This is a genomic window from Christiangramia sediminicola, assembly GCF_031344135.1.
GTDB classification, from domain to species: domain Bacteria; phylum Bacteroidota; class Bacteroidia; order Flavobacteriales; family Flavobacteriaceae; genus Christiangramia; species Christiangramia sediminicola.
Genome location: NZ_JAVJIU010000007.1, coordinates 47,854 through 62,567 on the forward strand (window position 1 = coordinate 47,854; position 14,714 = coordinate 62,567).

The 14,714-nt window shown below is 37.1% G+C and carries 18 protein-coding genes and 1 rRNA gene; 15 read left to right on the plus strand and 4 right to left on the minus strand.

The features are described 5' to 3' along the window. Positions 1-9 precede the first annotated feature (9 nt). Positions 10-282 carry a DUF2752 domain-containing protein gene (locus RE431_RS15415; RefSeq protein WP_309562878.1) on the plus strand — a complete coding sequence of 91 codons (273 nt, stop codon included), beginning with the start codon at positions 10-12 and terminating at the stop codon, positions 280-282. Positions 283-296: 14 nt separating this feature from the next. Beyond that, a complete protein-coding gene (locus RE431_RS15420) occupies positions 297-623 on the plus strand; it encodes a CCC motif membrane protein (protein WP_309562862.1) in 327 nt (108 codons plus the stop codon). 68 nt (positions 624-691) lie between these two features. On the opposite strand, the gene rocD is transcribed toward RE431_RS15420, so the two are convergent. Continuing rightward, entirely contained in the window at positions 692-1,972 is a 1,281-nt protein-coding gene (gene rocD / locus RE431_RS15425; protein ID WP_309562863.1) for an ornithine--oxo-acid transaminase, read from the minus strand. Positions 1,973-2,146: 174 nt separating this feature from the next. Between rocD and rlmD the strand changes: the two genes are divergently transcribed. Genes rlmD through RE431_RS15440 form a run of 3 tightly spaced genes read left to right on the plus strand, consistent with a single transcriptional unit; the run spans position 2,147 to position 4,799 of the window. Further along, complete coding sequence (gene rlmD, locus RE431_RS15430) at positions 2,147-3,556, plus strand: 23S rRNA (uracil(1939)-C(5))-methyltransferase RlmD (RefSeq protein WP_309562864.1); 1,410 nt, start codon at positions 2,147-2,149, stop codon at positions 3,554-3,556. Positions 3,557-3,565: 9 nt separating this feature from the next. Continuing rightward, positions 3,566-4,114 carry a DUF6452 family protein gene (locus tag RE431_RS15435; protein ID WP_309562865.1) on the plus strand — a complete coding sequence of 183 codons (549 nt, stop codon included), beginning with the start codon at positions 3,566-3,568 and terminating at the stop codon, positions 4,112-4,114. Beyond that, a complete protein-coding gene (locus RE431_RS15440) occupies positions 4,095-4,799 on the plus strand; it encodes a DUF6048 family protein (RefSeq protein WP_309562866.1) in 705 nt (234 codons plus the stop codon). The genes RE431_RS15435 and RE431_RS15440 overlap by 20 nt, the downstream gene beginning before the upstream one ends. On the opposite strand, the gene RE431_RS15445 is transcribed toward RE431_RS15440, so the two are convergent. Continuing rightward, the gene (locus RE431_RS15445; RefSeq protein ID WP_309562867.1) at positions 4,796-5,953 is read right to left on the minus strand and encodes a THUMP domain-containing class I SAM-dependent RNA methyltransferase; all 1,158 of its coding nucleotides are present in this window, start codon (positions 5,951-5,953) and stop codon (positions 4,796-4,798) included. The two genes, RE431_RS15440 and RE431_RS15445, sit on opposite strands and share 4 nt — an antisense overlap. Before the next feature lie 112 nt (positions 5,954-6,065). Here RE431_RS15445 and RE431_RS15450 point away from each other — a divergent pair, with 112 nt between their 5' ends. The 3 genes from RE431_RS15450 (at position 6,066) to RE431_RS15460 (ending at position 7,828) form a co-directional block, all read left to right on the plus strand. Further along, entirely contained in the window at positions 6,066-6,749 is a 684-nt protein-coding gene (locus RE431_RS15450; protein WP_309562868.1) for a ZIP family metal transporter, read from the plus strand. A 1-nt stretch (position 6,750) separates the two neighbouring features. Continuing rightward, entirely contained in the window at positions 6,751-7,179 is a 429-nt protein-coding gene (locus RE431_RS15455; RefSeq protein ID WP_309562869.1) for a DUF4268 domain-containing protein, read from the plus strand. Between the two features lie 112 nt (positions 7,180-7,291). Beyond that, positions 7,292-7,828 (plus strand): lipocalin family protein, encoded by a 537-nt coding sequence (locus RE431_RS15460; protein ID WP_309562870.1) that lies wholly within the window; start codon positions 7,292-7,294, stop codon positions 7,826-7,828. Positions 7,829-7,874: 46 nt separating this feature from the next. On the opposite strand, the gene RE431_RS15465 is transcribed toward RE431_RS15460, so the two are convergent. Continuing rightward, positions 7,875-8,786 carry an AraC family transcriptional regulator gene (locus RE431_RS15465; protein WP_309562871.1) on the minus strand — a complete coding sequence of 304 codons (912 nt, stop codon included), beginning with the start codon at positions 8,784-8,786 and terminating at the stop codon, positions 7,875-7,877. Between the two features lie 224 nt (positions 8,787-9,010). Between RE431_RS15465 and RE431_RS15470 the strand changes: the two genes are divergently transcribed. From RE431_RS15470 to RE431_RS15500, 7 genes are all read left to right on the plus strand, one after another. Next, the gene (locus RE431_RS15470; RefSeq protein ID WP_309562872.1) at positions 9,011-10,534 is read left to right on the plus strand and encodes an aldehyde dehydrogenase family protein; all 1,524 of its coding nucleotides are present in this window, start codon (positions 9,011-9,013) and stop codon (positions 10,532-10,534) included. A gap of 8 nt (positions 10,535-10,542) precedes the next feature. Next, a complete protein-coding gene (locus RE431_RS15475; RefSeq protein ID WP_309562873.1) occupies positions 10,543-10,926 on the plus strand; it encodes a DUF779 domain-containing protein in 384 nt (127 codons plus the stop codon). 139 nt (positions 10,927-11,065) lie between these two features. Further along, entirely contained in the window at positions 11,066-11,503 is a 438-nt protein-coding gene (locus tag RE431_RS15480; protein WP_309562874.1) for a thioredoxin family protein, read from the plus strand. 1 nt (position 11,504) lies between these two features. Continuing rightward, entirely contained in the window at positions 11,505-12,479 is a 975-nt protein-coding gene (locus tag RE431_RS15485; RefSeq protein WP_408914519.1) for an FAD:protein FMN transferase, read from the plus strand. Position 12,480: 1 nt separating this feature from the next. After that, positions 12,481-12,693: a DUF4266 domain-containing protein gene (locus RE431_RS15490; RefSeq protein ID WP_309562875.1), complete on the plus strand. Its 213-nt coding sequence runs from the start codon at positions 12,481-12,483 to the stop codon at positions 12,691-12,693. A 10-nt stretch (positions 12,694-12,703) separates the two neighbouring features. Continuing rightward, complete coding sequence (locus RE431_RS15495) at positions 12,704-14,026, plus strand: DUF3570 domain-containing protein (RefSeq protein WP_309562876.1); 1,323 nt, start codon at positions 12,704-12,706, stop codon at positions 14,024-14,026. A gap of 7 nt (positions 14,027-14,033) precedes the next feature. After that, a complete protein-coding gene (locus RE431_RS15500) occupies positions 14,034-14,570 on the plus strand; it encodes a GNAT family N-acetyltransferase (RefSeq protein ID WP_309562877.1) in 537 nt (178 codons plus the stop codon). Positions 14,571-14,638: 68 nt separating this feature from the next. Here the strand turns inward: RE431_RS15500 and rrf are convergent. Continuing rightward, positions 14,639-14,714: ribosomal RNA gene (rrf, locus tag RE431_RS15675) — 5S ribosomal RNA — on the minus strand; the annotation flags it as partial.

Sequence of the window (14,714 nt, forward strand, 5' to 3'; positions counted from 1 at the left end):
GAAGAATATATGTTTCCCTGCCTGAACAAAACAGTTTTAGGTATAGAATGTACGGGCTGTGGTGGCCAGCGTGCAGCATTATTATTATTCCAGGGTAATTTTAGGGAAGCATTTTTTATGTATCCTGCTATTTATAGCCTTGCCCTTCTATTCATTTTTTTACTCGTAAACCTTTTTATTAAATTTAAACATGACTTCAGCATTAAGATGGGACTAATCATTTTAAATGCTGTGGTGATAGCCGGCGCTTATATTTTTAAAATGATTCATATTTTCAACTAACCAACTCAATATTTATGGAAAAAAGAGAACTACCTAATTCAACCTTAATCCTTGTTTTCGGGATTTTATCTATCATCGGATGCTGCTGCTACGGTATACCGGGGGCCATCTTCGGAATAATTGCGCTAGTTATGGCAAAAAAAGCTACTGAGATCTATAGTGCAAATCCTGAACAGTATACTGGCTTTCAAAATGTAAAGGCCGGAAGGATATTGGCCATTATTGGGCTGGTATTATTAGGATTGAGCATCATCGCCGGAATCATTGCAATCTTTATGCTTGGCGGAGTTGATGAAGTGAGGCAGATGCAGGAAGAGATCTTAAGAGAATACGGAGGTTAATTTCTAATTCTTACACATAAAAAAATCCCGCAAGATGCGGGATTTTTTTGTTTAGTTATGTTTTTAATTTACTTCTCGAACTGCTTAAGAGTTTTAACGATAATATCTACACAATCTCTCAATTGCTCCTCGTTCATTACCAATGGTGGTGCAAAACGAATGATATTTCCGTGAGTTGGTTTAGCCAGTAAACCATTTTCTTTAAGTGCCATACAAATGTCCCATGCAGTTGAACTTTCTTCAGAGTCATTGATCACGATCGCGTTCAATAATCCGCGCCCTCTTACCAGGTTTACAATATTGGACTCTTTAATGTAATCATCCATTAATCTTCTAAAAAGCTTTCCTAGCTTACGTGCATTCTGGATAAGGTGCTCATCTTTCACTACATCCAGAGCAGCAACTGCGACTGCCGCTGCAACCGGGTTACCACCAAAAGTAGAACCATGTTGTCCTGGCTGGATCACATCCATCACTTCATTATCTGCTAATACTGCAGATACCGGATAATTACCTCCAGAAAGTGCTTTTCCTAAGATTAGAATATCTGGTTTAGAATATGTTTCCTGTCTTTCACAGTGACCTTCACAGGTACAATGTCCACAAACGGCTAATAAACCACCTGTCCTGGCAATACCGGTCTGAATTTCATCTGCCATGAACAAAACATTATGCTTATTACATATTTCTTTTGCTCTCATCATATAATCATCAGAAGGAGTAAATACTCCTGCCTCTCCCTGAATTGGCTCTACAAGAAATCCGGCAACATTTGGATTCGCTTCCAGCGCAGCCTCAAGTGCATCCAGATCATTATAAGCGATCTTCGTAAAACCTGGTGTATAAGGTCCAAAGTTCTTTCTGGCATCTTCATCGTTAGAAAATGAGATCACAGTTGTTGTTCTTCCGTGGAAGTTATTGGCACAAACAACGATCTCAGCTTCCGTTTCTTTAACTCCTTTTCTTTCATAAGCCCACTTACGTGCGATCTTAATAGCAGTTTCTACTGCCTCAGCACCAGTATTCATTGGAAGTAACTTGTCGAAACCAAAATACTCGGTGGCATATTTTTCATATGCTCCAAGCACATCATTATGAAAAGCTCGTGAAGTAAGTGCAAGTTTAGAAGCCTGTTCATGCATAGCTCCTATAATCTTTGGATGACAGTGTCCCTGGTTAACTGCTGAATAAGCAGAAAGGAAGTCATAATATTTGTTGCCTTCCACATCCCAAACATGAACACCTTCTCCCCTGCTTAAAACTGCAGGTAGCGGATGGTAGTTATGTGCACCATGCTGGTCTTCAAGTTTAATTGCTTCTTCAGAAGAATTGATTTTTGGTAATGGCATGTTAGTTTTCGTTTTTATATTAGTGTTATGCTATTCCTTCTTTTTCCGGTTAAAAAGTATCGAAAAGGGAGAGAAATCATCCCTTATTTTTGAATTCCTGCAAATTACTAAATGTTTGCTGAAAATTTCAACTGCCTCCTCTTTAAATCTTGTTAATTATCCTATTTTTGCGCTATGGCAAGAAGAAATAAAAACAAGCTTTTTACTGAAATTGAAGTTGTAGATGCCGGTGCAAAAGGCAAGGCAGTAGCTAAATCTCCAGACGGAAGAGTGATCTTTATAGACAACGCGGTTCCGGGAGATGTGGCAGATGTGCAGACAACCAGAAAAAGAAAATCATACTACCAGGGAACTGCAGTAGAGTTCCATAAACTATCAGATAAAAGAACAGAACCTGTTTGCCAGCATTTTGGAACCTGTGGCGGCTGCAAATGGCAGAATATGGATTACAAGTTCCAGCTGGAATACAAACAGCAGGAAGTTGAAAATAATCTGCGAAGATTAGGTAAGATCGAATTGCCAGAGATCACTCCAATTCTAGGAAGTGAGGAGATCTATTTCTATCGTAACAAAATGGAATTCTCCTTTAGTGATAGCCGCTGGCTTACACAGGAAGAAATTCAGAGTGGTGAAAATATAGAAAACAGGAATGCTTTAGGATTTCATATTCCGGGAATGTGGGATAAGATCCTTGATATTAAAAAATGTCATTTACAGGCAGATCCAAGTAATACCATCAGGAATTTTGTAAAAGAATTTGCAACTGAAAATGGACTTGAATTTTTCAATACCCGCAACCAGGAAGGTTTATTAAGAACTTTAATGATCAGAACTACTTCTATTGGTGAGATCATGATCTTGGTTCAGTTCTTTGAAGACAACAAAAAACAAAGGGAGTTGCTTTTAGATGTTTTGGAAAAAAAATTTCCGGAGATCACTTCGTTGCAATATGTAGTGAATAATAAGGCGAATGATACAATTTACGATCAGGAAGTAATTTGCTATAAAGGTCGTGATCATATCTTTGAGGAAATGGAAGGTCTTAAGTTCAAGATCAACGCCAAATCTTTCTACCAGACAAATTCAAATCAGGCTTACAATCTTTACAAGATAACTCGTGAATATGCCGATCTTAAAGGTGATGAGTTGGTATATGACCTGTATACTGGAACTGGAACGATTGCTCAATTTGTTGCTAAAAATGCAAAAAAGGTAATTGGAGTGGAAGCAGTTCCGGAAGCGATCAAAGATGCCAAGGAAAATGCTGAAAGAAACGAGATAACTAATACTGAATTCTACGTTGGTGATATGCGAAAAGTTTTTACTGAAAGCTTTATCAATAAACACGGGCGTCCAGACGTTATCATTACAGATCCACCACGAGACGGAATGCACAAGGATGTAGTGGCTCAAATTATTGGTATATTGCCTGAACGTATCGTTTATGTAAGTTGTAATTCAGCAACTCAGGCACGAGACCTGGCCATGTTGGATGAGCATTACAAAGTAACAAAGGTGCGTGCAGTAGATATGTTCCCACAAACTCATCACGTAGAAAATGTGGTATGTTTGGAAAAAAGATAGTTTCAGTAAATGAAAATAGCTAAATATACTTTTCTTCTTCTTTTAATTCTCTCAGCAAGTTTCGGTTGCCAACGTGATGACATTTGCGCGGAATCTGTCGATACAACTCCGCTGCTAATTATTCGATTCTATGATATTGACGAACCAGATGAATTAAAAGCTCCACAAAATCTTAGTGTAAGGGCTGCAGATGATTCTATACCTGGTTTTGTAGTTAACACTGGCGGACAGACTCCCGTTAGATATTACAGATTCTCTCGAGATAGTATTGCCATTCCATTAAGAACAAATGCTGATGTTACCAGCTATGTTCTAACACTTAATACTGAAGAAAATGATACTACCGCTACAACAACCGGAGTAAGAGATACGATCAATTTTAGTTACGGAAGACAGGAAGAATATATCAACCGTGCCTGCGCTTACAAGTTGAGTTACCTTGGACTAAAGGTAGATGTTGACGGAGGTGCAGCAGGGCCAAACTGGATCCAGGATATACAAATTGAAGAACCTAATGTTGAAGATCAAAATCAGGCACATGTATCGATATTTTTCTAGCTTAATTTTAATTCTTCTAATTAGTTCTTCTGCCATGTCACAACAGCGTGCAGTTGCACAGGATACCACGACCTATAAAGAAAAGTACGGTTTAAGGCTTGGAGTAGATCTAGGTAAACCCTTACGAACATTACTGGACGATAATTTTAGCGGAATTCAATTAGTTGGAGATTACAGAATTTATGATAACTATTATATCGCTGCTGAACTGGGAACTGAAAAGATCACTTTTGAAGGAGATAATATTGAAACTTTCACCAACGGAAGTTATATAAAGATTGGTGGTGATTATAATGCTTATGAGAACTGGCTCGATATGCAAAATGCGATTTTTGTAGGTCTTAGATACGGATTCTCTACCTTTTCCCAAACTCTTGACGAGTACAGGATCTATACTTCTTCAGACTATTTTGGTCCTGATATTAGAGAGGATAATAATGAAACTACAGGTCTTACTGCCAGTTGGGCAGAGATTATGATAGGTATTAAAGTTGAAGTGATAAACAACCTTTTTCTTTCAGCTAATGTTCAGCTGAAAAGAAGAATTGGGCAAAACAGCCCTACAAATTTCGACAACCTGGCCATCCCAGGATTTGGGAGAACTTATGATAGCAGTGAATTTGGAGCAGGATTTGGATACTCTATATCTTACCTTGTTCCATTCTTCAAAAAAGCGAGAGATTAATCCTGCTGTTTGCTTCTTTTCTTAGAACCTTGATAAAGTACATATTTTAATAAACGTCCTTCCAAGGGACCGTTATATAATTTAATCTTTCTTGATGCCCTAAGCCCTACACTTTTAATAGCATCAAAATTTGTAGCGATAAACCAGGCATGAGTTCCAGGATAACCCTGCTTTAAGGTATCCCCTATTTTTCCGTAGAAATCTTCAATATCTATTTCCAGTCTTTCACCGTAAGGTGGATTGAAGAGCATATGAAGATATTTATCATTCTGCTTTTTAGTTTCGAAGAAGCTTTTCTGTTCTATTTCAATGAATTCTGAAAGATTTGCATTTTTCACATTCTCTTTCGCCTTCATCACAGCTGAAGGAGCTTTATCGTATCCCTTGATCTTGAAATGAAAATCCTTTACTTTTTTCAATGCAGATTCTTCAATCTTTTCAAAAAGCTCTTCATCCCAGTCATTCCACTTTTCAAAAGCAAATTCCTTTCTATTAAGGTTTGGCGGAATATTACAGGCGATCATAGCCGCTTCAATAGGAATAGTTCCACTACCACACATAGGATCCAGAAAATCACACTGTCCTTCCCAACCAGACATCAATAACATTCCGGCTGCCAGAACTTCGTTGATGGGCGCGATATTGGTGGCAGATCTATATCCTCTTTTATGAAGAGAATCACCTGAACTGTCAAAGGATACATTACAGAAATTCTTTTCAATATGAATATTTATTCTAAGATCAGGGAAATCAAGATCTACATCAGGTCGTTTTCCAAATTTCTCTCTGAACCTGTCCACGATCGCATCTTTACTCTTTAAAGCTACATATTGCGAATGGGTGAAAATATCAGAATGAACGGCAGAATCTATAGCAAGGCTACCATCTTCAGCAAGGAATTTCTCCCAGGGCAACTTTTTAATATTATCATATAATTCCTGCTCAGAATTTACTCTAAAACTCTCGTAAGGCTTAAGGATTTTTATCGCGGTTCTTAAACAAAGGTTCGCTTTATACATAAAACCAAGATCACCAACGAAACTAACCATACGGTTACCTTCTTTGATATCCATTGCACCAAGGTCTAATAATTCTTTTGCGAGGATCGACTCAAAACCATACAGGGTCTTAGCGATCATTCTGTAGTTATCCATATTCCTTCTTTAAAGAACGACAAAAATAAGTTAATTTTGTCCGAAAGTATAATTATTACGGGATAGTTCATCAACATTGTTCTATCCCATAAATCAACCAACCAGGAATTCTTTGCTTACAGACCTATACATTTATATTCTACCGATACTGGCCGTTATTGCCGGTTATATTATTTCGATATTTCTGAAACCTGGAAGCTCTTCAGGATTCAAGCTATTACTTGCTTTTAGTGGTGCTTACCTATTAGCAGTTACTGTACTGGAACTCTTGCCCGATGTTTATCGTGAGCCAGACTCAGGCATAGGGGTTTTCATTATGCTTGGCTTGCTTTTGCAGATCATACTTGAATTCTTATCGAAAGGAGTTGAACACGGACATCTGCATTTTCATGAAAACTCAAATGCATTTCCTCTTTTACTCTTAGTGAGTTTAAGTTTGCATTCATTACTGGAAGGATTTCCATTAGATAATGACAATCATTTATTACATGGCGTGGTGGTTCACAAAATTCCGGTAGCGGCCATACTTTCTGTTTTTCTGGTGCAAAGCAAACTAAGTAAACCAAAAGTTTTTTTATTTCTAGGATTTTTCGCTTTAATGACTCCGCTGGGAAGTTGGTTGAAAAATAACGTTTCAGTAATCAATGAATATGCAGATTATGTAAACGCAGTAGTCATTGGTATCTTTCTTCATGTTTCCACTACTATTCTGTTTGAATCATCTAAAAATCATTCTTTCAATGCTTCTAAACTTGGTGTTATCATCCTAGGGATTTTGTTAGCTTATTTTATTTAGGATGCTTTCAAAAGAGGAATCAAAAAAGATCAGACAGGAATTCTGGACGAGCTTCGGAAAAGAATATCCTCATAAATGGTTGTTGTATAATACTAAAATGAAGGAGATTCAACTGAAGTTCACTTTCAACAGAAAATTTGCGCAAGTGTCTCTTGATGTAATAGATGAAGATGAACTTATAAGGGCCTATTATTTCGAAAAACTTCGATCTCTTGAAAAAATCCTAAAGGCTGAATATTTGCCCGAAATAATCTTTGATGAAGAATATGAACTTCCGGAAGAGAAAGTAATCGGCCGAATCTATTTGCAATTAGACAATGTTAGCATTCATAACCCAAAAACCTGGCCCGAAGTAAAAGAATTTCTCAATGCTAAAATGTTGCAATTAGAGGAGTTTTTTAAAGATTTTAGCGATTTTCTAAAAAATTAAAATACTTCAAAAAAATTTTTACTACTTTGTATGACAGAAAGATAGCGACTTTCAGTCTTCACCCTACCACATCTTTTTCATTTTAATAATTCACTAACCAAAATTTTAAAAAATGAAAACGATCAAATTTTCACTCATTGCCTTTTTATTTATTTCATTCGTTGCTTGTTCTACAGACGATGATTCACCGAATGTAGATACTTCTATGATTACAGGGGTATGGAATATCGAAGAATTCAATTACACTGGAGAAACCAGCGGCAATTTTGAAGGAATGGATATTAATGCCAGTTTTGAAGGAGTTGCCGAAAATATCGATGCCACCCTCAGCTTCAATGAAGACAATACTTTTATTATGGCAGGAAGTTATGATGTAAGGCTGAGCTCAGAAGGAATTACTGAAGTAGTCCCGGTAAATAATGCATCATCTTCTGGAACCTGGAAGATCGAAGGTGATTATATCATAACATCAGGCGCAGTTGGCCAGGTGCAGGGTCAGGGTGTTGCAGGACCGCAGGAAGGACGTATGAGGATTAGCGAAGTTACTGAAACCAGAATGGTATTAATCATAGATCAGGAAAGCACAACAAGTCAGGGAGGAATGGATTTCACAATGAAAATGGATGGTATCTATGTACTAACTAAGTAACCTGGATTTGTTTGAGTTGAAGCATATTCTTCGGAATATGCTTTTTTTATGCACTAACGTTAAGTTTTGACTGATAATCTCCGGGGGCAACCTTCTTTCTACTTTTAAAAACCCGGTTAAAATAAGACCTGCTTTCAAATCCGCATTCCTGGTAAACCTGTTTAATACTTTTATTAGGATTTTGAAGTAAGCTCACCGCAAGTTTGATCCTTTCGTTATTGATAAAGTCTGTTGGTGAGATGCCCAATTCATTTTTAAAAACCCTATAAAAATTAGATTCACTCATACAGGCTTTCTTGCTCAGGTTTTTTACCGATAACGAATTATGAAGATTATTCCTTATATGTTCTACTATAAAAGCCAGCCTGTTACTGGAACTGAGATTGAAGCTTTGTTCGGTATAGATCTTCCTGGAATTGGTCTGAAGAATTCTTATGATCAATTCTTCCAGCATATTATCCACAAAAAGGTCTTTAGAAGGATGATTTTCAGTAAATAAAAAAAGTAGTCTTTGAAGGATCTGGTAAATACCAACATCATTCGTAAAATGAAAGTTATAATCCATCAGGCTCCATTCACCGGCATCAGCTTTCGGCATCAATTCATTCATATGCTCCAGAACTTTATCGATCTTATCTTCATCTATCGCCATAGCCAGACACTGCGTAGGATTATTAGCTTGGGCTTCAGGAAAATCTATACACATTAATTCATCTGAAGGTAGAATTAGTGATTCACCAGGTAGAAAATTAAAGGATTGCTTTTCCCGCAAATGCATGATTTTTTTACCCTTCAGCATACTAGCCAAAACAGGTTTATCAAACTGTAATAAAACCCGTTCTGCCTGTTCATGAGTCTCAAAAATGTGAAGAGCAGCATTATTCAGGGTATAAGAAGTTTGGTTCTCAACCAGATTCTCTAATTTCCTGTTCCTGTAGAATTCATTAGGCAGATTCATTTGCTAACTTATTACGATATAAAAATTGATTCGGTATGTATATTCCTAAATATACAATTTAAGAGTCTAATTTTTAATGATATAACAACAAATTAAAGATATGTTCATGGTATTGCGAGTATAGTTCAGATGTTTTAGGGAAACGTCTATTAACTTTGAGAGACTTCCGTTTTTTATAACCACCGGAAGCCTTCACTTATCAAATTAATTTAAAACATATTCTTATGAGCAATGTACAAACCACAGAAAAACAGCAGATCCAGAAACCAAAATTCAAGGATAAATACGATAATTTTATTGGAGGTAAATGGACTGCTCCTGTAAAAGGTGAATATTTTGATAACATTTCACCTGTAGATGGAAATAGTTTTACTAAGGTCGCCCGATCTACTGAAGATGATATAAATAAAGCAATAGATGCCGCCTGGAAAGCTGCGCCAGAATGGAACAATTCATCGGCAGCATACAGAAGCAATCTTCTTTTAAAGATCGCAGATATTATGGAAAATAATCTGGAAGATCTTGCTAGAGCAGAAACATGGGATAATGGTAAAGCCGTGCGGGAAACCATGGCTGCCGATCTTCCCCTTGCTGTAGATCATTTCAGGTATTTTGCCGGAGTAATTCGTGCCGAAGAAGGATCGGTTGCAGAGCTTGATTCTAATACTGTTTGTATAAATGTTACTGAACCTCTCGGGGTTGTGGGTCAGATCATTCCATGGAATTTTCCGATTTTGATGGCTACCTGGAAATTGGCACCTGCACTCGCCGCCGGAAATTGTGTGGTTCTAAAACCTGCAGAACAGACTCCCGTTGGAATCATGATCCTGATGGAATTAATTGAAGATGTTCTTCCTGCTGGTGTTCTAAATATTGTAAATGGATTTGGAGCAGAAGCTGGAAAGCCGCTTGCATCGAGTCCGCGTATAGATAAAATTGCCTTTACCGGAGAAACTACCACAGGGCAGTTAATCATGCAGTATGCTTCTAAAAATATTACTCCAGTGACTCTTGAACTTGGAGGAAAATCGCCAAATGTCTTTTTTGAAAGCATTATGGAGGCAGATGATGAATTTTTCGATAAATGTATTGAAGGAGCTGTGATGTTTGCGCTAAACCAGGGTGAAGTTTGCACCTGCCCTTCCCGTTTATTAGTTCAGGAAAGCATCTATGATAAGTTCATTGAAAGAGTTATTGAAAGAACCGAGGCTATTAAATTAGGTCATCCCCTAGATCCTGACACCATGATGGGTGCGCAGGCTTCAAATGATCAATATGAAAAGATCCTGAATTATATTAATATTGGAAAAGATGAGGGATGTGAAGTATTAACAGGTGGTGAAGCCGCATTTACTGAGGGTCTTGATGGTGGATACTATATTAAACCAACCATCCTGAAAGGAAATAACAAAATGAGAGTATTCCAGGAAGAGATCTTTGGTCCGGTACTTTGTGTTACCACCTTTAAAGATGAAGCTGAAGCTATTGAAATAGCTAATGATACTCTTTATGGCTTAGGTGCAGGTGTTTGGACAAGAGATACACACCAGGCTTACCAGATCTCCAGAGCGATTAAAGCAGGACGTGTATGGGTAAATAATTACCATAATTATCCTGCCCATGCTCCATTTGGTGGATATAAGAAGTCTGGAATAGGTCGTGAAAATCATAAGATGATGTTGAATCATTACCGTCACACTAAAAACATGTTGGTTTCTTATGACAAAAAAGCCATGGGATTCTTTTAAAATAAAATATGACTAATAGAGTAGACATAACAAGTGAAGCTGTTGAAGTGATTGATAAATTAAGAGAGCGACATGGTGAATTGATGTTCCATCAAAGCGGTGGATGCTGCGATGGTTCATCTCCCATGTGCCTTGAAAAAGGAGATCTGCTATTAAATGAAACCGATATCTGGCTGGGAAATATCCATGGTTGCGAATTCTTCATGAATCAGGATCAGTTTGAGTACTGGAAACATACTCATTTAACCGTAGATGTTACTAAAGGTCGTGGTTCCAGCTTTTCTCTTGAAATACCACTCGGCTTAAGATTTGTTGTTAAGTCAAGGATGTTCAAATCTGAGGAACTGGAAAACTTACCATCGATTAAACGTGGTGAACAGTTTCTGGATTAATTGTTGAATTTTTAGATTAATTGTAAGGCCGGCAAATAGCCGGCCTTTTTTTTATGGTCAAATTTTAGTTAATATGGCACGAATGCTGTATTAATGGAATTATTCTATTAATTTTAATAACCTAAATCAGAATAATCGAATGAAAAAGCTATTCTTTTCCTTCCTGTTCTTTTTCGCTGTTTTTAGCTTACAGGCTCAAAACTGGCAGACAGATCTTTCAAAAGCTGAAAAAATTGCTGGTGAAGAAAATAAAGAAATATTACTGGTATTTCAAGGTTCAGACTGGTGTGCTCCATGTATTAAGCTAGATCGTGAAGTATGGAGTACAGATGAATTTAAGGCTTATGCGGAAGAGCATTTTGTATTATTAAAGGCAGACTTTCCTAAACGTTCCAAAAATGCACTGAGTTCGGAACAACAGGCCAAAAACAATAAATTAGCCGAAACTTATAACCAGAACGGGTACTTTCCATTCGTAGTTTTACTGGATGCAAAAGGAAAAGTACTTGGTGAGACCGGATATAAAAATATGAGTCCAAAAGAATACATTAAATTATTGAACTCATTTAAAAGCTAATTTGAAGAAATTACTACTTATTACCTTCTTATTTTGCTGTAGTCAAATTTCAGCTCAAAATATCTATAAGCGAACTTTAAAGCTCATGGGCAGCAGGTTTGAAGTTACTGTTGTTGCTAAAGACTCCTTAGATGCAAATAGATCCATTGATCTAGCTATCCAGGAGATTACCAGAATTGAAAAACTCATTTCCAGTTGGGATCCAGATTCACAAACTTCAGAAATTAATAATCATGCAGGATTAAGGCCAGTAAATGTTGATAAAGAATTATTCGATCTAATTGAGCGTTGTTTGAAGATTTCAGAAGTTACTGATGGTGCCTTTGACATTTCTTATGCGTCTATGGACAGAATCTGGAAATTTGACGGTAGCATGAAAAATATGCCCTCGGAAGATGAAATTAAAAATTCCGTAGAAAAAGTTGGTTATAAAAATATTCAATTAGATAAAGAGAATTCTACTGTTTTCCTTAAAAAGGCAGGAATGAAAATTGGCTTTGGAGGAATTGGTAAAGGTTATGCTGCAGACAAAGCTAAATCCCTGCTTATTTCAAAGGGTGTTACCGCTGGAATTATTAATGCTTCAGGCGATATGAATACCTGGGGAAAACAACCTAATGGCCAGGAATGGAAGGTCGCAATCACAAATCCATACAATAAAGATAAGGCGTTTGCTGTGCTTCCAATCAATGATTCTGCGGTAGTAACTTCAGGAGACTACGAAAAGTTTGTTACCTTTAATAACGTACGATACGCTCACATTATAGATCCACGCACAGGATATCCTTCAACAGGGATTATTAGCGTAACGGTTTTTGCTCCAAAAGCAGAACTGGCAGATGCGCTGGCAACTTCTGTTTTTGTAATGGGTATCGAGGCAGGCGTCAATAGAATTGAACAACTGCCAGGCATAGAATGTATCATAATAGATGTTAATGGAAAAGTTCATACCACTGGAAATATAAAAATTGACTGATATGAAATTGAAAGTTTTACTTTTAGGAATAGGCATAATTGCATTGAGCTCTTGCAGCGCAGTCAAGGAATATGAAAAGGTTTATATTAATGATCCCGATATGGTTTTGGGTCAGAAGAAAATTGACAGATTCGAAACTAATTTCCAGGCTTATCGTGAGGCTTCTGCTGGAGCAAATGGAGGAAAAACTGGCGGAGGTTGCGGCTGTAATTAAATTCAAAGTAATGAGAAAAACCTATTCCCTACGCTGCAGCATTCTATTCATTTTAATTACAAGTTTAACTTACGCCCAGGACTCTACCGCAACTTATAAAAAGAGAGTACTGGAAAGCACAGAAGTAGATCTACTGGCAAGCTATTATTCTCAAGAAGGCAACAATGCGGCCGTTACCGGTGGACTGGGAACTGAAGAGTTAACTGACGCTGCTCCTACAATCGTAATTTCTATCCCGATGAATGATGATGATGTTCTCACCATCGATGGAGGAATTTCTGCATACACTTCAGCATCTTCCAGTAATGTAAATCCTTTTGACGGTGGAGACAATCCTGCAGATCCTTTCGTAGCATCAACCGGAGCATCTTCAAATGATGTTTGGGGTAATTTAACCGGTACCTACAGTCATAGTTCAGACGACAGGAATACGATATGGACAGGTAAACTTTCCTTCTCTACAGAATACGATTATACTTCTTTTGGTTTTGGAGGAAGCTTCACCAAACTATTTAATGAAAAGAATACTGAAATTAGTCTGAATGGAAATGTATATCTGGATTCTTGGAAGATCATTTATCCATTCGAATTAAGACCATTTACTGAAGGCGGACAGGGAATAAATGACTTTTTGTTCAATGCATATCCACTTCTTGGTAATGCTAATTATGATCCCCAATTCACGGAATTAGGTGAAAAGAGAAGGAATTCTTATTCTTTAGGTTTAAATCTGTCTCAGATCTTTACACAACGTCTTCAGGGATCGCTTGCTGTAGATCTTGTGTTACAAGACGGGTTATTATCTACTCCTTTTCAAAGAGTGTATTTTGGAAATGTGGAGGATACATTTATCCAGAATTTTCAATTAGCCGATGATGTAGAACGCTTACCATCTGAAAGATTAAAACTAGCAATTGGAGGTAGATTAAATTATTATTTAAACGAGATCTTTGTTTTGAGAAGTTATTACAGGTTTTATATCGATGATTGGGGCATTAGCTCACATACAGCCAATATTGAAGTCCCTGTAAAGATCAGTCAGAGTTTTACATTATATCCGAGCTATAGATACTACAACCAATCTGCTTCAGATTATTTTGCGGGTTACGAACAACATTTTTCTACGGGAGATTTTTATACATCAGATTTTGACCTTTCTGAATACAATGCTAATCAATTCGGTTTTGGTCTGAAATATACTGACATATTCACCAGATTTAACATTGGTGGTTTTGGCTTGAAGAGTATAGATCTGAAATACAATTATTACGAAAGAAACACAGGCCTTTCAGCCAACATGATTGCCGGGGGTTTTAATTTTGTAATGCAATAATCACATTTTGTCAAGCTCTTCAATTCCACACTTAAAAACTGAAAGATTAATTCTTAGTAGAATTACAAAACAGGATCATAGCAATATTTTTAAAGGTCTTTCCCATCCAGAGGTAATAAAATTTTATGGCGTTCAATATTCATCTATTGAAGAAACTTCGGAACAGATGAACTGGTATGAAAATCTGGAAAAGGCAGGTTCAGGAATGTGGTGGAAAATTGAATTAAATGATTCAGAAGCCTTTTGCGGTGCAATTGGAATTAATGATTATCATAATGAACACCAGCGAGCTGAAATAGGTTTCTGGCTTCTACCAGAACACTGGGGAAAAAGATTAATGATAGAAGCTGCTGAAAAGGTTATAGAATACTTGTTTGAAAATATAAATCTTCATCGATTAGAAGCCTATGTAGAAGTCGGCAATCAAAATTCTGCAAAGCTTCTGAAGAAGTTAGATTTCGCTTTTGAAGGTTGCATGCGTGATTGCGAAGTCAAGAATGGAGAATACATTTCCATCGACATATATGCACTGATTAATTCATAGATTAATTCACCAACTTCACATCCACACATAAAAAAACCCTTTATCGGTAAGATAAAGGGTTTTCAAGAAGAAGGCGGCGACATACTCTCCCACAATGATAGCAGTACCATCTGCGCTAACGGGCTTAACTACTCTGTTCGGGAT